We start from the raw sequence: 20,735 nt of genomic DNA on the forward strand, positions 1-20,735 counted from the left end.
GCTGCAAAATTAATGGAAAGTAAAGCAGCTTTTTACCATGGAGTTCATAATATTTTTTGTTACCAAATTCAGACGTACTGCCATGCCCACCAAATCAACAGACCCTGTGCCGGAAGCCTCAGCCACAGCCCCCAAATGGGCACCTTCATTCCGGCTCCTTTCTGCATAAGATGATACACATTGGCGGGAAAGATAGCGATCAAAAGAGCGATAACACCAATGGCAGCCATCGGTCTGTAAGAAGTCAGCAGTAATATGCCTAGTAAGATCTCAGCGGCTCCGCTTATGCTATTGATCAACTGCTTGTATTTCAAAACAGGCGGAATAATGCGGAGATAAAATGTTGGGTTGATAAAATGATTAATGCCCGCCAAAATATAAAGCACGGCCATCACGTACAAATGCCATTGCGTTTCCATTTACTGCTTTTCAAAAGCCACCTTTCTTACCCTGCCGGCGTTCACTTTGAAGCCATAAATTGCATTGCTGCTGTTCCTGGTAAAATCGATGTTTCCAGTCCACCAGGCTGATGATGAAAACCCATCTTTTTGCTTAATGGTCAGTTTAATATCATCGTGCCGTTGATGGTGAGCTACAAGCGTATCGTTGACTACCTCAAGGGTGTAGGCTGTTTCAAGCTCAGGACTGTAGAACCGGCCTGTATATTCCGACAGGACTACCGAAGATGTCTCGAAGGCTTCTTTTGGTTGGTCATCCCCAGCCGGAGGAGCCTCCGATGGTTTAGGAGGTACCTCTGTTAGCTGATCAGCGAGGTAGATGTCTGCAATTTGATAGGCAATATTGCCGGGATTGAATGACGCCAGGTTGCTGAAAACAATCACGGAAAAGCGCTGCTCAGGAAACCGATTGATAAATGTTCGGTAACCTGCATCAGCGCCACCGTGCGTTTTGTTGACCAGCCCCTTGTAGCTCCCTATTCCCTGCCCGAACCCATAGCTCATGGTGTCGCCTTTGTTGAGGATATAACGCTCATCCATCATTTTCATAATGTTGTCGTTACCTACACTAACATTTTCAAAATTGACTGCCCAAAGTGCCAGGTCTTCTACAGTAGTAAACAGACTGGTGGCACCCACGTTGGCATAGCTGAGAACCGATTTCTTTAGCTCTCCCTGGTCATTTTTGTAATATGAGTAGGCTCGTCCCCTCACAATCTTCTCATGGTCGTCGTAAAACAGCGTATTCTTCATTCCCAGCGGATCAAACATATTGGCCTTTGTCCACTCAGCAAATGACTGCCCCGTAACCCTCGACACAATCTCCGCCAGCAGTGTAAAACCCGTGTTGCAATACAGCATTTCCTCACCCGGCTCAAAGTTGAGTTCCTTCTGGTTAAAAATCAGTCTCAGCACCTGCTCTCTGGTGATTACATCATCCAACCTCCAGCCTGCAAGCGCCAGCAAGCTCCATTGATCCCTCAGCCCGCTGGTGTGGTGTACCAGGTGACTGAGTGTGATCTTTTTGCCGAAGTCGTGCATTTCTGGCAGGTACTTTCTGATGTCGTCGTCCATCGACACCTTGCCCTGGTCGGCCAGCATAGCGATGGCGAACCCTGTGAACTGTTTGGAAACTGACGCCACATGAAAAATAGTGGTTGACGAATTTCTTATATCATATTCGAGATTGGCAAAGCCATAACCTTTACTAAAAACTACTTTTCCATCCTTGACTACTGCAACGGTCGCTCCGGGAACGGTCTCGCCAGCGCCCATGGCAAACCTCATGAGCTGATCGATTTTACCTTCCTTTGTGGTAGCCACTGCTTCTACCCTGTCCAGCATCATCACGTAGTCACCCTCGCCCTCCTGAAACGGCGTAACAACTATTTGGTAGACGCCGCCTTCACTTGTAAATTGAAATGGTTCGGGGCCCCTGGCCGGGCTGTCAAATTCACGTAACAGTTGACCTTCGGGGCCAAATACTTTCACTACCACATCTACAGACACCTGGTCCGCAAACCCACTGGCAAGCGCACCTTTTTCAAGGTGAACCCTGAATGTATCAGTGGCCCCTTTTGCTAATTTTGATTCAAAAGGAGACGAAACAGACAAATCAGACCCCTCCGTTATCAGCAGAGTGGTGCCTGACCGCTCACAGCCGAACGCCAAAGACGCCGCCAGCAGCAGGTAGTTATATTTCTTCATATTATTGTAAGGCCGGGTTATTTGTATTTTTAATGAATGTATCGATTTTAGGTGAAAAATCAGCTTATTGCTACCCCAATTAAACTGTTAAGTCCAGGGCTGAGGCCACCTATTGATGAAAATGAAGTCAAGGACACATGTAAGCTTAAAGCCGAATAAGCGATGAAGGTTGCAGTGAGGTTAATAGGGCTCTTTTTTCTGCTCTTCTGGATCATCAACATACTCATAGACGGGCTCAAGCATTCAGAGATGGGCTATGAGGTCGATTTATGCGAGGATTACACGGAGTTTGATTCTTTGACTTCGGACAGGATCCATTACCGAAACTGGGATTTGATTGACTACCGAGCCTCCTATTGCACTCATTACCGCAGTTACGAAGACCTTGCAAACCAGAGCCGGAAAAAAAGGAATCTTATCAATCCGTCAAACAATGAATATGGAGCTTATTGGGGAAGTGTTTACAGGCAGCTAGTGGAAGAAAACGATGAATGGGTAAGCTTTATGGCCGACAGTCTTCTGCAAACTGCGTTGCTTGACAGCCTCGACGCTGCTTCGCTGGCAGAGTTGACAGTATCATTTGTGCAGGATATTCCCTACCATTTTATTAGTTCAGGAGACTGTTCCGAAGCAGACGCAACGAAACATCCTTGTGTGGCATTGGCCAAATTTGGCATCCTGTCACCTTATGAGTTTTTGCATACCCTGTCTGGTGATTGTGACACCAGAGCGGTGTTGCTCTTTTCTTTGCTTCGCAAACTCAACTTTGACCCAATGATTGTGGTGAGCTATGAATACAGGCACGCCATGCTGGCGCTCAATATCCCGTCTTCAGGCGATCACATTACTTTAGGTAGAAAAAACTACTATTTTTGGGAAACAACCGCTAAGGGCTGGCCTGTTGGCATGCTACCGCCTGATATGCAAAACATTGATTACTGGGAAATCGCATTAGTGAATGAACTATAACATCGCCATACTTGGGCTCATCGAAATAGTGTCGGCCGTTACTATCGGCATCTTCATCCTTGCCATTACCTACAAAATATTGCAATGGGTGGGTAGAAGGTATTATAAGATCTCCGAAAGCAACCTGGCCTACAGTATTTTCACTGCCAGCATCATGTTTTCGGTTGGTTTTATGATCAATGAGGTAATTCAGCCACTTATTTCCTCGTTCAGGCTTCTAAATCAGGACGCTGCCAGCTATGTGTTGGCCTTGAGGTATATTGGGCAGGGCGCTGTTTACATTGCCATTGCCTACTGCGCTTCCATTGTGATAGCGCTGCTGAGCACCTCCCTGTATGCCCGGCTCACTCCTATCGATGAATTTGAAGAAATAAGAAAAAACAATGTAGGCATTGCCATCATCATTGGTAGTATCATCATAACCCTTACCTTGCTTACCAAAAGTGGTGTAGGGCTTTTGATAGAGTCCATCATTCCCTACCCTCAATTACCTCCGAAATAACTGAACACTTAAACTATAAAAATATGCGTACACAATTATTGACTGTCTGTCTGGCTATGTTTGCTTTGACAGCTTTTGGCCAGAAGGAACTACTGGATGCTGAAAAATACCGGTTCGAGGTGATGGCAAAAAAGGATACCAAGACACTTGAGACGATTCTTGCCGACGACTTGATGTATACTCATTCGCACGGTGGCGTTGACGGCAAAGCCAAAATCATTGAATCGGTGGCCGCTGGCACCTACAAAAATGTGGAGATTCTTGAGCAAAACCCAATCTCATGGGGAAACACAGGTGTAATATCTGGCAAGGCAAGGTTCCTAATAGGAGACCCTAAGGGCGATCGTACCATTGTCCTCAAGTATACCGACGTTTACCGCAAGGAAAAAGGTACCTGGAAGCTGGCCGCCTGGCAATCTTTGCTGGTTACTGAATAAAGCAAAATGCCGGGGGAGCTATTCTCCCGGCTTATATATTTTCTCTGCGACTGCCTCAACGTCAGCTCTGTAGAACAATACATCTCTGAACTCCCCTTTCCTGTACATTTCGGCCTGGTCATTGAAATGCGGTGAAGCCGGATCGCTCTTTTGCCCGCCAGTGACTATCGCCTTGGCTTTCACGGTGTCACCAAACTCAACTACTGCCACAAAGCTGTTGCCACCTGTTCCGTACCACCGTTTAGTGCCTGGATATGGCCTGCTGCCGAATGCCGACAAAGCCCCCCACATGCTGCTGGTGTAGGCAATGGGGTTGCTTGCCAATTCATCGTTGAAAGGCTCCCTGATGGCACCCTCCACCCGCTGAAAGCGATTGATTTCTCCCCAGGCTGTTTCCCAGCTACCAAAATCGGCTGTCAGCTTGTCAACTGCTTTTTTCAATGCAGTGAGCTTCATTTGTGGCTCCACTTCGGTAGTCATATAGTCAATCATAGCCAGTTGCCTTAGCCGAACACCTTTTGTTTCGTACAAGTCCCGCATTAATTCCTGGGCCCAGAAGATGGCCAGCGCCGTACCTACCGATTCCTCCCCAAAACGTAAATCCCACTCTTTAAGCACTTTGATCGGGGCTGCCAGCTCAGCGTTTTTATCAGTAGATTTTTCATAGGCTTGCACAAGCGAAGGAACAAGATTTTCGAAACCCACCAAATACGGATCATATGCTGCTTCAATCAGCTTGTCAAGTGTAAAGTTCGTTTTCCCTTCCAGCACCCGAACGGCGTGAATGCCTCTTGCATTTTCCGAGTCAGGTGCCATGTATACGGGATAATGTTCAGGCTTGGGACTAAATCCGGCAGCTGCCGTAAATGGTGTCGAATTGCAGTTTTGAAGCCAACCGCTTTCGGGGTTCCGCAAACTAACGAGTTCTTCGATTTTGTGGAGCCCCTGCCAGTCGGTGGCCGGGTTGCTGCCATCAATAACGCCCGAATAATCAAACCGGGGGTCACGGATGGGCATAAAATTGCCATGGTAATAGCCAATATTGCCCTGATCATCCGCATACACCGTATTATTCGACGAGTTGGTCCGAAGCCGCATATTGTTGTTAAAGTCGTTGTACGTCACAGCCTTTGTCCGCATGTATGATTGACTGAGGGCATTCAATGGATCCTGCATCAGACCTACAGCAATCCATTTACCACCTTCTTCCCCTACAATTGGCCCATGGTGCGACTTGTAGATGGTGAACGTTTTGCTGGCGATTTGCTCGCCATCCTTGTACTTCAAAGTGACTTCCGAAGCCTCCAGGGCTCTCTCCTCTTCTCCATACTTGTAGAAATATTTGCCGTCCTTTTCTACAATTGTCTCGGCAAATTCGTCAATTACATCAGCTGCGCTGGAAGTATGCATCCAGCCGCAGTGCTCGTTGAAACCCTGATAGATAAAATATTGCCCCCAGGTAACGGCACCGTAGGCATTCAGCCCCTCTTCACTTACCACATGCTGTTCCGAGCGAAAAAAGAAAGAGGTGTGCGGATTGATAAGCAGCAAAGAATTGCCAGAGGCACTGTTGGAAGGTGCGATGGCAAACCCATTGGAGCCAGTTGGCTCAGGTTCGGGTTCGTAGGTGTACACTGAAGAAACCGGAGAAGCTGGCTTCCCCCCATAGAACGCCTCTAAGTTTTCAGTTGAAATGGATTCGATGTCACCACCAATGCTCCCTTCACTAAAAGTGAGGGGCATCCACGGTTCAAACCTGGTGAGCAGCATCGGCTTCACTTCAGGATGCTTGTAAAGGTAATAGTTGATACCATCAGCAAAGCCCTTCATTTGTTCTTTCATCCCCTCCGGGGCCTGATCATAAAGGGCCTTTATCTCCTCTTCATTGATAAAAAGCCGTTGCCGAAGGTCAGTATACAGTGCTTTCTCGCCTTCCACCTCAGCCATCCGCCCAATAGAGGTCAAATAATTGGTCTCAATACGCTTAAAGTCGTCTTCACATTGTGCATACATCATACCAAAAATGGCATCTGCATCGGTCTTCCCATAAATGTGGGGAATGCCCCAGTTGTCCCGAATAATGGTGACACGAGAGGCGGTGGCCTCCCAACGGTTGATTTCGTCAGTGGTGAATTCTGAAGCGCCCTGCTGTGGCGATTCGCACCACTGGAAAATAAACAGGGAAACTAAAATAAAGGTCAGTTGGATTGGACTTCTCACGATTGATCACAATTTGGTGGTTGAACAATATACAGGTTGGCCATTAATATAGTAAAACCGCTCAGGTAAATAAGCGTCGCCGCAAGATCGACCAACCAGGCCAGATCAAAAATGATTTTTTCTACAAATAAGTACTTTTATATCCTGAGTTGTCCTATCGTCATATGAGAGCACTTTATCAGATTGCGTTCCTTGCAGGCATCCTATTCAGTTGCGCCTGCAGCGATTCCAACCCGTCGCCGTCAGATGATGACAACAAACCGCCTTCTTCGGGAACCTCAAGTTTTACCATTACTACACTTGAGTTATCCAACGATCTAACGATCGACATTTATGTGCCGAGCGCAGAAAATGCTTCCGGGAAATACCCCATTATTTACTTCAATGATGGCGACGTTTTCAAAGGAGCCATTGCCAGCCTGACTTCTTACCAGTTTGAAGCTACTTCCACGGTAGAGCCCTTCATGATGGTGGGGATATCAGCAGGAGGCCACAGATACGGCAGGTATATACCCTACAACGACCCATGGATCAAAGAAAACTGGTCGGAATACTCTCCCGGTTCGATTAACTACACTGAAAGGCTCATCAATGAGGTGCTTCCGATGGTGGAGGAAGACTACCCTGTTGACCCGAAAAGAAGGGCGATATTTGGCTTCTCGCTTAGCGGGCTTTATGCCGCCTGGGCCGGGATAAATTATCCCGAAGTCTTTTCCTTTTCGGCCTCCATGTCACCGTCTTTCTGGGTAGCCGACTATGCCATTTTCGATGAGCCACGAGAGTTATCAAACACCCGGTTCTACTTCGACATCGGCACAAAAGAATGGAACTATTACGTGCCGATGATTGAAAGCCTGGAAAATCAGGGATTTGAGTATGGCAAAGATATTTTCTACTATGAGGTGCCCAATGGTATCCATGCTGAAAGTGATTGGGCCAGCAGGTTACATATTCCTCTTGGGCTGTTCTTGAATGGGGCTCCGGCGGAAGTAAAAGACTACGAGGTTATAAAAGAGTGTATTCCCAGTCAATCGACTGCTGGTCTGGTTTTCCAAAGGCTTAATCCTATCATTACTTTTACGAATGGTATTAGATATTCGCTCTCCACAAGCGCCGCATTTCAGGTCGTCAGCGGCGATGGTGTTGTGTTGGAAGATGGAAGGTTCGATGCAAAGGGAAGGAATATGACCGTTGAAATAAGCCATGATAACTGGAGTGAGCATATAGACCTGACAGACTGCAATAATTAGCCTTTTATTGGTGCCGACCCTGGTCGGCCCGAGGTTTAATACCAACCCTTTCAGGAAGTTTAAATCTGAATTCCTATATTGCATCACCCTAAACAACATGTCCCAAAAAGCTGGTGATTGAATTTTAAACACACCCTACATGAAGCTTTTTGTTCGACCAATTCTATTGAGTGGATTGGCTATTATTGCCTCTTCTACTGTTGCGCTTGCCCAGGAAACGTCTGAGATCGACTCAGGCGCCACCGCCTGGATGCTGACTTCTACCACACTTGTGCTCCTGATGATTCCCGGTCTCGCCATGTTTTATGGTGGCCTGGTCAGGACTAAAAACGTGCTCGGCACGATGATGCACAGTTTCACCGCCATGGGAATCATGACAGTTCTGTGGGTGGTCTGCGGCTATAGCATGGCTTTTGGTGAAAATGTGCTGGGGGGCTGGTTTGGCTGGAATTCCGACTATGTGATGCTTTCAGGCATCGACGACAGCATTATCGACGGCATCCCCGAATATGTATTCTCCATGTTCCAGGCAAAATTTGCCATCATCACCCCTGCCCTTATTGCCGGTGCAGTGGCTGAAAGAATCACGTTCAAAGGATACTGCTTTTTCATAGCACTATGGGGCCTCATCGTTTACAACCCTCTTTGTCACTGGGTATGGGCGTCTGACGGCTTCCTGTTCAATCTTGGAGCCAATGGCGCCATTGACTTTGCCGGAGGCACTGTGGTGCATATCTCTGCTGGCGTTAGCGGGCTTGTGGCTGTGCTCTTTATTGGTGCCAGAAAATCACATCCCCATTTACCCATGCAACCCAATAACCTGGTGATGACGATGATCGGCGCCGGCCTTTTGTGGGTAGGTTGGTTTGGATTCAATGCGGGTAGCAGCATTTCAAGTGGATTGAGCACCGCTCAGGCATTAACAGTTACACAAATAGCCGCTGCTGCTGGCGCACTTACCTGGTTAATAGTGGAAGGTTTTCATCAAGGGAAAGCAACGGCTCTTGGTTTTGCGTCGGGCATCCTGGCTGGTTTGGTCGCCATTACCCCTGCAGCTGGCGTTGTTCAGCCCGGTGGGGCCCTGGTACTGGGAGCTCTCTCTACCATTGTGTGTTACCTGGCAATTATACTAAAAAATAAACTCGGCTATGACGATACGCTAGACGCTTTTGGTATTCACGGCGTTGGAGGTATCATCGGTGCCATTTTCCTTGTGTTCTTTATCAGAGAAAGCTGGATGACAGACGCTGCAACGGCTGCAGGTGGCACGTGGACTGTAATGCAACAGCTGGGTGTACAACTTACGGCGATAGCAATAGCCATCGTTTATGCGGGGGTTGGCACCTTCGTCATCCTTTTTGTGCTCAACAAGTTTGTCAAAATCCGGGCCAGTGAGGAAGACGAAATGAAAGGCCTAGACAACGTGTACCATGGTGAGAAAGGATACGGAATGATCACTCCTAATTAACAGAGAATGAAACTTATTATAGCCATCATAAGAGAAAACCAGCTCGATCAGGTGAGGGAGTCACTGATTCAAGCAGGCATATCGAGAATCACCGTCAGCAACGTATCAGGTCACGGGCGGAGAGTATCCGAGGAGGTCTACAGAGGCCAGAAAGTGATTCCCAACCTGGTTTCTAACGTCAGACTGGAGATAGCTGTAAATGACAGCTTCGTTGAAACTACCTGCAACGCCATTATGGATGCTACTCAGGCCCACGACGGCGATATGATAGGCAGCGGCAAGATTTTTATCACGCCACTGGAAGAATGCATAAGAATCAGAACCGGTGAACGAGGTTCTGACGCTATATAACAACCCCAAGAATGTATTTTGGAAATATAGGTAATGAAAAGGCTGAGCTACTAACTCAGCCTTTTTCTTTTACCACTCGGTGTGGAAAATCCCTTCCCTATCGGTTCTCTCATAGGTATGTGAACCAAAGTGATCCCGTTGTGCCTGGATCAGGTTCAGCGGCAAACGGCCGGTGGTGAACGCATCAAAATAACTCAAACCTGCCACCATTCCTGATACCGGAATGCCCTGGCCAATGGCGTAAGCAGCTACTTTTCTGGCCGACACTTCACAGCTTTTAGCTTTGGCAGCAATGTCTTTATCCAGCAACAGGCTACTAAGTGCTTTATCCCTGGCATACGCCTTTCTCATATCCTCCAAAAGGCCTGAGCGGATGATGCAACCACCCCTCCATATTTTGGCGATGGTTTCCATATCGCAACCGTACTTATATTCCTTAGAGGCCGCCCATAGTTGCGTCATACCCTGAGCGTACGTAACGATGTAAGCAAAGAAAAGAGCGTCCTCCACATCTTTTACCGTGAGGCTGCTATCTCCTTTGATGGCCTTGGCTCCGTAAAGCGATTCAGCTTTTTCCCGATCAGCTTTCATTGAGGATATTTCCCGCATACTAACCGCCACATCGATGGTAGGCACCGGAATACCAAGATCCATGGCATTCTGAGACGTCCACTTACCTGTGCCTTTTTGCTTGGCCTTGTCAAGAATCACGTCAACCAAGTCTTTGTTGGTTAGCTCATCCTTTTTTGTAAATATCTCTGCTGTTATTTCAACCAAAAAAGACTGAAGCTTCGACTTGTTCCACTGATCAAAAGTATTGTGAAGTTGCTGATTACTCAGGCCCAGCCCCCGCTTCATTACGTCATATGCCTCGGAAATGAGCTGCATCAACCCGTATTCAATACCGTTGTGAACCATTTTCACGTAATTGCCAGCTGACCGGGCACCCATATAGTCCACACATGGCTCGCCATTGACTTTCGCCGAAACAGCTTCAAAAACCGGCCTTACAATTTCATAGGCATCTTTGTCACCTCCCGGCATAATACTAGGGCCAAAGCGGGCGCCCTTGGCTCCACCGGAAACCCCTGTACCAAAGAAGTAGATGCCTTTTGACTCCAGGCTTTCGGCTCTTCTGTCAGTGTCGGTAAAAAAAGAATTTCCACCATCAATGATCAGGTCACCTTTATCAAGCAACGGAGACAAATCGTTGATAACTGCGTCAACGGGGCCACCTGCAGGGACCAGCAACATGATCTTTCTTGGCCTGGAAAGTTTAGAAATAAACTCCTTTTTGTCGGTAGTGCCATCAACAACCTTTCCTGCTCCTTCTTCCCTCAACGACTTTACCTTTTCCGAATCCGTGTCCAGCCCATAGGCGGAGAAATTATTGTCTGCCACGTTCAAGATGAAGTTTCTTCCCATCACTCCGAGGCCTACGAGGCCAAAGTCATATGTTTTTTCCATTCCAGTCCTTTTTTTCCTTCCACATGTGGGCCGTGGTGCAACCAACTGCCTTCACACGATGTTAATTGCTTGTTTTTTAGCGAATATCAAGAGATTCAGACCAAAAATACTGATCTTCGCCAATTAAATTGAATTTTGCCATCATCCCTGTGTAGTACCTAAATGAAAAAAACTGATAATCAGATACTTACTATTTTCGGAGCCTCTGGCGATCTTACTGAGCGTAAACTGATTCCTGCTGTTTTCAATTTATTCAAAAGAGGTTTTTTGCCTGAGAATTACGCTATTCTTGGTGTAAGCCGAACAGACTTCAGCGACGAGGAATACAGGAAGAAAGTTGTTTTCGACAACCCGCACCTGAAAGCTTCCAAGGACAACCCTGGTGAGTTGGAAAACTTCGCAAAGATGGTTTTCTATCAGTCGATTGATACGAAAGCGGTAGTAGACTATCAGTTGCTGGCCAATCGGCTTAAAACGTTGTGCAATGACTGTCATACGGATCAAAACTATATTTTCTACCTTTCTACTCCCCCTTCACTTTACTCTGTGATTTCTAAGAATTTGGGCGAAGCTCAACTTAATACAGAGGAAAAGGGCTGGAAAAGGTTGATTGTTGAGAAGCCTTTTGGTTACACACTGGAAAGTGCAAAAGAACTAAACAACCAGCTGCTCGAGTCGTTCAAAGAAGATCAGATTTATAGAATCGACCACTACCTGGGTAAAGAAACCGTACAGAATACGCTGGTGGCCAGATTTGGCAACACTATTTTCGAGCCGCTTTGGAACCGCATATACATTGAGAAAGTAGAAATTACGGCTGCTGAGAGTGTTGGTGTGGAGAAGCGAGGCGGTTACTACGATGGCTCTGGCGCATTAAGAGACATGATCCAAAACCACTTGCTACAGTTGGTGTCGCTGGTGACCATGGAGCCGCCAGCAAGAATGGATGCAGAATCGATCCACAATGAAAAGCTAAAGCTATTCAGGTCCTTACGGCCTTTAACTCAGGATGACATCAGGGATAACGTAATCAGAGGCCAATACCTCAATTCAACTATTGGAGACAAACAATATCCCGGTTACAGAGAGGAATCTGGGGTTGATCCTGATTCAAGAACTGAAACCTTTGCGGCTTTGAAATTCTATATCGACAATTGGAGGTGGGCTGACGTGCCCTTCTTCGTCCGCACCGGCAAACGACTGCCAACCAGGGTTTCGGAGGTGGTGATTCACTTCAAACCCAACCATCACCATTTGTTCAGTCAGCGACGAATTGCTAACTCACAAAATGTGCTGGTCTTTAGAATTCAGCCCAACGAGGGTATTTTATTGAAGTTTGGCCTGAAGGTCCCTGGCAATGGCTTTAAGGTCGAAACGGTGAATATGGATTTCCAATACGATGGGCTGACGGATGCTTATGTGCCTGAAGCCTACGAAAGGCTGCTGCTCGATTGCATGCAAGGCGATGCCACCCTCTACGCCAGAGGTGACAGTGTTATTGCTGCCTGGGAGTTTGTTGACCCCATTCTAAAAGCATGGAAGGACGATCCTGACCTTCCCGTATACGGGTACCCCTCGGGCACCTGGGGGCCAGAACAAGCAAATGCGCTAATTGAAAATGGCCATGGCTGGCGGAATCCTTGTGCCAATTTGATTGATGACGGACTTTATTGCGAACTATAATAGCTGATGGAATTACATATTTCTAAAACCCCCAGGGCAGTAGCGGAGGATTTTGCCACCTTTTTGGTTGATCTCAACAAAAACAGTGACAAGTTAAACATCGCTCTCTCCGGAGGCTCCACCCCACAACTACTGTTTGACATTCTTGCTGCTGATTACAAAAAGGCAATAGATTGGTCGAAGATGCATTTCTATTGGGGTGATGAGCGTTGTGTCCCTCCTACCGATAAAGACAGTAATTATGGCATGACTAAGGCGCATCTGTTTGACAAGGTTGGTATTCCTGAAGCGAATATTCACCGCATCCTTGGCGAAAACGAACCCAGACAAGAGGCTCAGCGATATAGCCACGAGATCAAAAAGAACGTAACGTCGTCCGACGGGCTGCCCAGGTTCGATCTGGTAATACTTGGCCTTGGCACCGACGGTCACACTGCATCGATCTTTCCTGATCAAATGGAGTTGTTAAAGGCTACCGAAACCTGTGTTGTGGCCACACACCCTGAAACAGGTCAAAAGAGAATCAGCCTTTCCGGCCCAGTGATTAACAATGCCAAAAGCATCTCCTTTTTGGTAACTGGCGAAACCAAGCAGCCTAAAGTGAGGGAAATACTGAAGCACAGAGGAAAGTTCAGGACCTACCCTGCCTCACATATAAAGCCAACGAATGGTGTCCTTTATTGGTTTTTGGACGAAGCGGCTAGTGCCTAGTCTTTGACGATACGAGTACTGAAACTATCCCCTGAAGAAGTCGAAACGAGCAAGAGATAAACTCCAGGACGGATATGGCTTGTAGCCAACGCATATTCACTATTAGGTTGGACATTCTCCAGATTATCTTCCGTGAGTGTTTGCCCCACCAGGTCAACGATGCTTAGCATGATTTGCCCACTTATTTGGTTTTTAAACCGAATGTTTAGGTAATCATTAACTGGAACTGGGTAAACATCAATAAACTGAGACAAACTATCCTGAATGCCACTTATTGCATTCACCATGATGATTAGATTATAAGCCAGACTGGTGCTGTTTGGGTCACTCACTACGACCGGCACTTCCAGCTCCCCAATGTAGTCCAAAGCAGGAGTTACCGTTTGCCCTGATATGCTATAATTTTCGCCAACTCCTATTTTCAACGAATGGTTGGTTGGGAATTCATCATCATCGTCATCAACAAATACATATTGAGGCAGAATTTTTAGCGAAGTATTTTTGTCAATACTCAGTTCCTGTTGACCAATAATTTGCGGAACGTCGTTGCTCAGGTTTACTGAAAACTCAAACAGGTCGCTGTCATCAATGCCATCAGTTACTGTTACATTGATTTTTAACACTCCAACAAAGTTAGCTGATGGCTGAATCTTACCTTCAACAATCTGGTAACCATTCCCCTCAACCAGTTTCAGGGTCAGACTATCCAGCGGATCATCCGCATCAGTCACAGTTAGCAGCCCCAAATCGATACCAATCGGCGTATTTTTGCCAAGCGTCGTCGCTACCTGACCCGTAATTATTGGCTTGTGGTTAACAATGTCTACTGCGAACTCAAAAACCGGGCTATTATCCACCCCATCACTCACTGTCAATGGAATAACTATGGTACCGACAAACCCTGCGACCGGCCGAATCATGCCGTCTTCGGTACTAGAAAAGTCCTCGCCTTGCCCGATCGAAAGCTGGTAAGCAAAATCAGGCCCATCGTTCTCATCAATGATTTGTAAGTCATCAATTGATACAGAAAAACTATTGTTCTTAGTCACTTGCTTTGGCTGCTGCCCAACGATCGATGGCGCAACATTCATCACTTCAATTTTCAACTCAAATATATTACTGTCGTCAGCTCCATCGTTCACAACAACCGAAGCGGTTAATATACCTTTAAAATCATTCGGTGGTGTAACCACGTTTCCTTCCAACTGTCCACTTGAAACAGCCAATACCTTTACCACAAATCCATCAGGATAATGGTTATCTGAATCTTCAACAATAAGATCATCTACTCCGACCTCTCTTGATGCTGACTTCCAAATACTTGTAACTTTCTGGCCTGTGATCAGCGGAGGCTCATTTGTTACCTGAATTTCAAACTTATATACTGCACTGTTTGAAAATCCATCATCAACAACAATGTTTACCTGAAGTTTACCTCCATACGTTTCGTCAGGAAAGACCGTCATACCTTCCACTACATAGTGCTCGCCAGGCAGAACAAGTAGCGTATGTTTTGTTGGGTAAATGTCATCGGCGTCTGTCGCAGTGATATCTGAGAAGGACAAAGTATAGGAGCTATTTTTAGCTATTTCAACGGCCACTTGTCCTGTAATAACCGGAGGCTGATTGACAACTTTAATATTCAATAGAAATGGCGCACTACTATCATAACCATCACTAACCGTAACGGGAACCTTAATTGTGCCAACGAAATCCACCGGCGCTAAAATCTTTTTGCCATCAAAAGCATAATTATCCCCATTTTCCACAATGAGGCTCATCTCAGAAGCATTGGAATCGTCATCCAAAATGATCAAGTCATCCAAAGATATCTCGTGAGAGGCACCTCTGAATATGGTGACTGGCTGCTGGTTAACAACTTCCGGAATTTTGTTCGCTTTTACGAACAGCGCAGAGGTCATTACATATTGCATGGAGTCGCCGGAAGCACCCTTGGCCACTAGTTTTATATCATAGTATGTATCGGCAGATGGCTTGTTGAAAACACTCCCTTCGAACACTTTTCTTCCATCGAGGTTTTCGGTAGTAACAAATTCCACTGGAACGGTCTCGTAGTCATCCGAACCACTCTTCTTGATGTAAAGTTGGCTGCTAACAAGCGAAGAAAACCCAGGCCTTACTGAAAACCTTACCTTACCATCCAATACCTTTTCAAATTGGTTAGTAAGCTCGCCCGATTTATCTTGAAAATAAAACCCCGGCATAAAAGGGGACATAACACTGCCGCCTTCATTTTGAACAATGGAATTGGTTGTGTATTTGATGATGCCTTCCTGGCCAGGCATTTGTTCATGTGGAACAGTGAAATCAAATTGATACTGTCCGGCCTGATAAAACCCCCAGTCTGAGAAAAAGTCTCTTCCTGTTCCATTGAAAAGAACCAAGTCGTTCGCCGAAACTTTCACATTCATCTGATCATACAGGAAATAGGTTTCCTCTCCGAATGATCCCAAAAAAGCACTTGAACGGATATCGTAATTATTAAGGTAGGTCCCTGGGTGCAGAACTCCACCGCCAAAATTGATTGTTTGCCCCACATTCATTCCCGGCGTGTCGCTCAGTGGCCATTTGCCGTCGAAGCTCACAATCTTATCATCAAAGACCCTGAGTAGTTTAGTTCGCAACGAATGATATGAATCGTTGACATTCTTAGAAACATGTGCATCAAGCCCTAAGCCCCAGTTGTTAATAACTGAGGACTCAGTAATATATGCGTCTGCATGCCATATGTCTACAGGCAAATTTAAACTACTGCCCCAATTCCAACCAAAACCAACGGTATTTCCGCCCCCACCATAGTCGTCAAACCAATGCGCATTAACAAAGAAGGTAATATCATGAACAGCAGATGGGCCCGGTAAATCAAAATCAAGACCAAAGTGGTAAAGATCTTGCGGGTTTCGCTGAATGTCTACACTTTCAGAGAGTCCATCAAAAGCACCCAACTCTATGTTATACAACTTGTTGCCAGCCTCATTCCGAACATCAAATGTGTAGTTTGTTATAGCGAAGTACTCGGAGGAAAAATCGGAAAAATTTAATTCACGAAGCGCAGTGCCGTAGGAAACAATATTTCCAAACCTGCTGCTTTTTGACTGGATCAGTAAGGTTAAGGTTCCCTGATACCTGCCTGCTAAACTTTCACCATTCTCATCTGAAGCAGCAAAGGTTATTTTGTTTTCTACATCGGCCGAGGTTATCGAAATAGCGGTACTTCCATCAACGACAATATTTTCTTTCAGCGCAATCTTGCTCCAATCTTCAAACAGGAAAAATGCATTGTAAGTAGCGTTGGGCACAAGAAAGGTTGCAGTTAACCCATCTTCCGAAAATGAAGCATCGTTGGCCCCATAAGAAAAATCGTCGTTGAATAATTGGATTAGCTTATTGTAATCCCTGTTCAATTGATTGTCCTCAAAAGCAATTCTGACAATAGTCCCGCTAACGAAGGCCCAGGGTATTACAAGCATATCTTCTTCGCCTGCAATTGTCACCCTACCTCCGGTGGATTGTGAGGCCTTGGGCTCCTGTTCAAATACATTATTGTCAACGGCAAGAGAAAAGCCTACGGTGGTTGACTGGCCGGAACTTAGCGTAAAAGCTGTCTCAGTTGGAGTCAGTGTTACCCCTGCTTGCGTTCCTGTCACTGTTATGGAATACGATTGGTCAGAAACACTATTATTCGTAACAGTCACCGTCCTTGATCCACCCCAATTGGCTTGATCGGTTGCATTTAGTCCATAACTCAATTGGGTTGGATATGCAGTACAGCTGACACCTGCAGCTTTCACTGCATCTAACCTGCCAGAACCCTGTTGCATTACTTCCAACCCGAGGTCTTTGGCGGTTGTTGTGAGTGCTGCCTTTACCTGATCTACAGTCCAGTCGGGATGAATGTCTCTTAAAAGGGCAGCTACTCCCGCAACGTGAGGGGTAGCCATGGATGTTCCATTAAAATTCGCAGTACCTCCTCCAGGAACACTCGACGTTATATTTACGCCTGGAGCCAACAAATCGGGCTTGATTGCATAATTCCCTGCATTTGGGCCCTTGCTGCTAAAGTAGGCTAACATGTCGTTGTCGTCGCTGGCTCCAACTGTGATGGCTCTTTCCGCTGTGCCTGGGCTGCCGATTGTCTTAAAACCACCAGAATTACCAGCGGCTACGCAAAAAACAATTCCCATTTCCACAGCAGCATTGACAGCAATCGCTGTTGGCGACTGGTAGTCACCTGGCCCGCCAAGGCTCATATTCACAACATCCAGCCGGTCGCTATAATCGCCGTCACCATTGGGATCAACTGCCCATTCTATGGCATCAAGGATGTCGTCATCATACCCAAATCCATATTGGTTTAATACTTTAAGTGCCACTAGCTTAGCCTCAGGCGCAACGCCCACAAGCCCACCTCCATTGGCTGCAACAATACCAGCTACGTGTGTCCCATGTTCATTGTCATCGAAGGGGTCATTATCATCGTTCACAAAATCATACCCACCAACTACTTTAAAATCAGGACCAAAGCCACCACCCAGAGCGGGGTGATTGTAATCAATACCTGTATCAATTATACCAACAACAATTCCCTCCCCCCGTGTATCATAAGTGTCCCACACCTCCGGGGCACGAACTAAAGGTACACTAGTATCCAGAAAAGCCTTTACAACACCGTTTGGGTGGACGGATTCGACATAGTCCAGTTTTTGTATTTCTTCAACCAGCTCTTCACTAACTCTTATATGGGCCCCAAAGAAAGCTTTTGAATACTCCTTTTCAAGCGAAGAAACAGTCGATGTATTTTTACTCCCTTTTGTTCGGGCCGAGTGCAGCAAATTCAGGTCTGAACGTAACTTATCGAACAGAGCCGGATCCTTGAAAGGCTTGGCATTAAATCCACTTTGCTTGCTTTGCGAAGCAGAGGGTATGCCTTGTTTGAATTTAACAATAAATTCACCACGCTTTGCCTCTGGTTCTGTTAAGGCATTCGATGATCCTTTCGCATACAGTGTTACTCCCAGGGTATCTTTGTTGGAAAAGGTGTTTGCAACGTGGCTCCCGCTACCGTAGGAATTTGAATATCCTAATTTGTCTCTAACAGACAATACCTGTTGCGCTGATGCCTTGTGAATGTACATAAGGCATATAAAAGACACAAAAAGAAGTTGTCGGTTCAAAAGTTTCACTGGTTAAAAGTAAATATTTTAAAAATCTTTACTTCATAAACCGGAAACTAAATACATACCCTTAGCAATAAAAATATTAACTATTATAGTAGACTATCTTACTTCTTTAACTTCCTCACAAAGAAGTCAGCCGTCGCTTTTCCCGCTTTTAAGGAGTTCCCATGCTTCATCCAATGATGGGTGTCGTCGACGATGACGATGGTTTCCATCTCCACTCCTTTTTCAAGCAGTCGTTGCACCAAATCAGTGCTTTGGCTAAAACGGACATTTCTGTCATCATCACCATGTATTATCAGCACTGGCGAAGTCCAGCCGCCAACTGTTGATGCTGGAGAAGACTCCCATGCTACCTGGGCAGCTTTCTCGGCGTCCGGCGCTTTTTCATATTGATCTGGATACAGGATATCTCCGATCCTACCGGTCGTTCTCTCATGCACACCGTGAATATCGACGCCAGCGGCAAAAATATCAGAGTTTCGTCCCAGTGCCATGGCCGTCAAATAGCCACCGTATGACCCACCGTAAATGCCAATCTTAGATGCATCCACACCTGGCTGCTTGCCAAGCCAAAGCCCCGCTGCCTTAATGTCTTTGTACTCACTGGCTCCCCAGGTACCTGCATCTGCCGGGTTGTGAAATTCGTAGCCATAACCTATCCCCAGTCTGTAATTGACAGCAAGCACTGTGAAACCCAAACTAGCCAGGTACTGGTTTGTGACGTAGGCATTCGTGTAATAGTCGGAGTAATGCCAACCCAGCAACATTTGCCTCGGCGGCCCACCATGCACGTAGATGATGGCAGGGCCTTTCGCTGACCTATTGGTCGGTGTAAACAGCTGACCGTGGATGGTAAATCCGTCCTCAGATGTAAATATGGCCTGCGTGGGAGTTACCAGGTTTTTGGATGGGAAATCGGAAGGAATGCGATCTTCGGCGAGCAGCTTCACTTTGCCTCCGTTAGCCGGGAGCACAACCGGAAGCGGCGGCCGTTGCGCTGTTGCGTTGATCATTGCTATGCTTTTGCCGTCGCCGGTCATTACGGGTGTCCACTCAAGGCCCGTCCCAGGGGTAAGTACCTTCATATCGGCCTTGTCCACCGACACCTGAACTGCATGACGCCGGTCGAGATCGAGTGGATCGGGGCCTGTATTCCCGCTAAACAGCAATGTGCCACGGTCGCTGCTTAGGCTCACATGCTCAGCCATGAAATTTCCGGGTGTAAGCAACATGGGCTCGCCACCATTTTCGGGCATTGAATACATGTGAGGCCAGCCGTCTTTGTACGACATAAAGACGATCTTGCCTTTGGCAGCCCAATGGAGGTTAGCCCCACCGTGAGTGTTGGGTGTTGAGCCAGCCAACGTTTTGGGTGCCTCCCAGAGCTTTTTGGCCTGAGCCGTTGACACATCGGCTGACCAAATGGCCCACGGGCGATGCTTTCTTGCCAGTATCGAGTCGGGCGCACCACCCGCACCCGGGGTGCGAACAAAAACGATTCGTGTGCCATCGGGCGACCAATCTGGAGATCTGTCAAAATTGAAAGAAGGGGCCAGCCAGGTAATCGGCGTTTCTTTGTTGGTGAAAACCCCAACAAATGAATGGTCGCCCCTATTGGATACGAAAGCCATTCTTGCACCATCTGGTGACCAGGTGATGCTGCCGTTTCGTCCTCTTGCCGTAAACATTGCCTCGCCTTTCGCAGAGCCGTCAATGGGTACAGACAATATCTGCCCGGCTTTAACATAGGCCACCGTTTTTGAATTTGGCGAAACAGAGGGCAAGTCCCCATCTGCCAACATTTTTGGCTCTCCGCCTGCAAACGGAATGCTCCAAACCTGAACTTTTGGCGGCTCCGGAAGGAAAGAGGTATTCACCGGCGCATCGTCGTCCCAATTAGAGCCATGGTCTCCCCCTCTCACATAAACCACCCACTGACCATCAGCACTCACTGCCAGGCTCGATATCTCCTGTCCACTGTCGTCGTTGTATTGCGTAAGCTTTCTTACTTTGAAATCATGGCCTTCAGCTACGTAGATGTTTCTTTGACCTTGTTCGTTGAAAGTCCATGCTATTTTGCTACCCGTAGCAGCGGCAGTCAGGTCAGCCGGAAACGGATACGATTTAATGGATTCGAAAGAAAAAGGCTGAGCATGAATGTTTGCTACTGACAAACAGCAAAACAAAAGGAACAAAAAGATGGTAACAAATGGTCGCATGGCTTGTTAGAGTTAGTCGAATTAAACTAATCAAATTCGAGTGGTATTTAACAACTCTTTTTTCGAAAGGTTAAATTCAGTTATGGCCTTTT

General features: G+C 46.6%; 14 protein-coding genes. 8 read left to right on the forward strand and 6 right to left on the reverse strand.

The genetic code is table 11. From position 1 onward, the window contains the following. Positions 1-68: 68 nt before the first annotated feature. Together AAC052_RS03870 and AAC052_RS03875 are read right to left on the reverse strand one after the other, a co-directional pair. Positions 69-419, reverse strand: coding sequence for a DoxX family protein (locus AAC052_RS03870; RefSeq protein WP_339811079.1), 351 nt, complete (start codon positions 417-419; stop codon positions 69-71). Then, on the reverse strand, positions 420-2,165 hold the full coding sequence (locus tag AAC052_RS03875; RefSeq protein ID WP_339811080.1) for a serine hydrolase domain-containing protein: 1,746 nt from the start codon (positions 2,163-2,165) through the stop codon (positions 420-422). Positions 2,166-2,327: 162 nt separating this feature from the next. Here AAC052_RS03875 and AAC052_RS03880 point away from each other — a divergent pair, with 162 nt between their 5' ends. The 3 genes from AAC052_RS03880 to AAC052_RS03890 are packed head-to-tail and all read left to right on the forward strand — an operon-like array spanning position 2,328 to position 4,073. After that, positions 2,328-3,134, forward strand: a complete 807-nt coding sequence (locus AAC052_RS03880; RefSeq protein ID WP_339811083.1) for a hypothetical protein — start codon at positions 2,328-2,330, stop codon at positions 3,132-3,134. Then, positions 3,124-3,636 (forward strand): DUF350 domain-containing protein, encoded by a 513-nt coding sequence (locus AAC052_RS03885; protein WP_317491582.1) that lies wholly within the window; start codon positions 3,124-3,126, stop codon positions 3,634-3,636. The genes AAC052_RS03880 and AAC052_RS03885 overlap by 11 nt, the downstream gene beginning before the upstream one ends. A 23-nt stretch (positions 3,637-3,659) precedes the next feature. Next, positions 3,660-4,073, forward strand: coding sequence for a nuclear transport factor 2 family protein (locus AAC052_RS03890; RefSeq protein ID WP_339811085.1), 414 nt, complete (start codon positions 3,660-3,662; stop codon positions 4,071-4,073). 18 nt (positions 4,074-4,091) lie between these two features. On the opposite strand, the gene AAC052_RS03895 is transcribed toward AAC052_RS03890, so the two are convergent. After that, on the reverse strand, positions 4,092-6,293 hold the full coding sequence (locus AAC052_RS03895; RefSeq protein WP_339811087.1) for an acylase: 2,202 nt from the start codon (positions 6,291-6,293) through the stop codon (positions 4,092-4,094). Positions 6,294-6,457: 164 nt separating this feature from the next. Here AAC052_RS03895 and AAC052_RS03900 point away from each other — a divergent pair, with 164 nt between their 5' ends. The 3 genes from AAC052_RS03900 (at position 6,458) to AAC052_RS03910 (ending at position 9,362) form a co-directional block, all read left to right on the forward strand. Beyond that, entirely contained in the window at positions 6,458-7,543 is a 1,086-nt protein-coding gene (locus tag AAC052_RS03900; RefSeq protein ID WP_339811089.1) for an alpha/beta hydrolase-fold protein, read from the forward strand. 139 nt (positions 7,544-7,682) lie between these two features. After that, positions 7,683-9,011: an ammonium transporter gene (locus tag AAC052_RS03905; RefSeq protein WP_339811092.1), complete on the forward strand. Its 1,329-nt coding sequence runs from the start codon at positions 7,683-7,685 to the stop codon at positions 9,009-9,011. 6 nt (positions 9,012-9,017) lie between these two features. Next, positions 9,018-9,362, forward strand: a complete 345-nt coding sequence (locus AAC052_RS03910; RefSeq protein WP_317491577.1) for a P-II family nitrogen regulator — start codon at positions 9,018-9,020, stop codon at positions 9,360-9,362. A 69-nt stretch (positions 9,363-9,431) separates the two neighbouring features. Here AAC052_RS03910 and gndA read toward each other — a convergent pair whose 3' ends face one another. Then, positions 9,432-10,829, reverse strand: a complete 1,398-nt coding sequence (gene gndA / locus AAC052_RS03915; RefSeq protein WP_339811095.1) for an NADP-dependent phosphogluconate dehydrogenase — start codon at positions 10,827-10,829, stop codon at positions 9,432-9,434. Between the two features lie 162 nt (positions 10,830-10,991). Between gndA and zwf the strand changes: the two genes are divergently transcribed. Both zwf and pgl read left to right on the forward strand, forming a co-directional pair. Then, positions 10,992-12,512 carry a glucose-6-phosphate dehydrogenase gene (gene zwf, locus AAC052_RS03920; protein ID WP_339811097.1) on the forward strand — a complete coding sequence of 507 codons (1,521 nt, stop codon included), beginning with the start codon at positions 10,992-10,994 and terminating at the stop codon, positions 12,510-12,512. Between the two features lie 6 nt (positions 12,513-12,518). Further along, a complete protein-coding gene (gene pgl / locus AAC052_RS03925; RefSeq protein WP_339811099.1) occupies positions 12,519-13,223 on the forward strand; it encodes a 6-phosphogluconolactonase in 705 nt (234 codons plus the stop codon). Here the strand turns inward: pgl and AAC052_RS03930 are convergent. Together AAC052_RS03930 and AAC052_RS03935 are read right to left on the reverse strand one after the other, a co-directional pair. Further along, positions 13,220-18,379 (reverse strand): S8 family serine peptidase, encoded by a 5,160-nt coding sequence (locus tag AAC052_RS03930; protein WP_339811102.1) that lies wholly within the window; start codon positions 18,377-18,379, stop codon positions 13,220-13,222. The genes pgl and AAC052_RS03930 overlap by 4 nt on opposite strands. Before the next feature lie 146 nt (positions 18,380-18,525). After that, positions 18,526-20,643 carry a prolyl oligopeptidase family serine peptidase gene (locus AAC052_RS03935; RefSeq protein ID WP_339811105.1) on the reverse strand — a complete coding sequence of 706 codons (2,118 nt, stop codon included), beginning with the start codon at positions 20,641-20,643 and terminating at the stop codon, positions 18,526-18,528. Positions 20,644-20,735: the final 92 nt, after the last annotated feature.

This window comes from uncultured Imperialibacter sp. (genome assembly GCF_963974565.1).
GTDB classification, from domain to species: domain Bacteria; phylum Bacteroidota; class Bacteroidia; order Cytophagales; family Cyclobacteriaceae; genus Imperialibacter; species Imperialibacter roseus.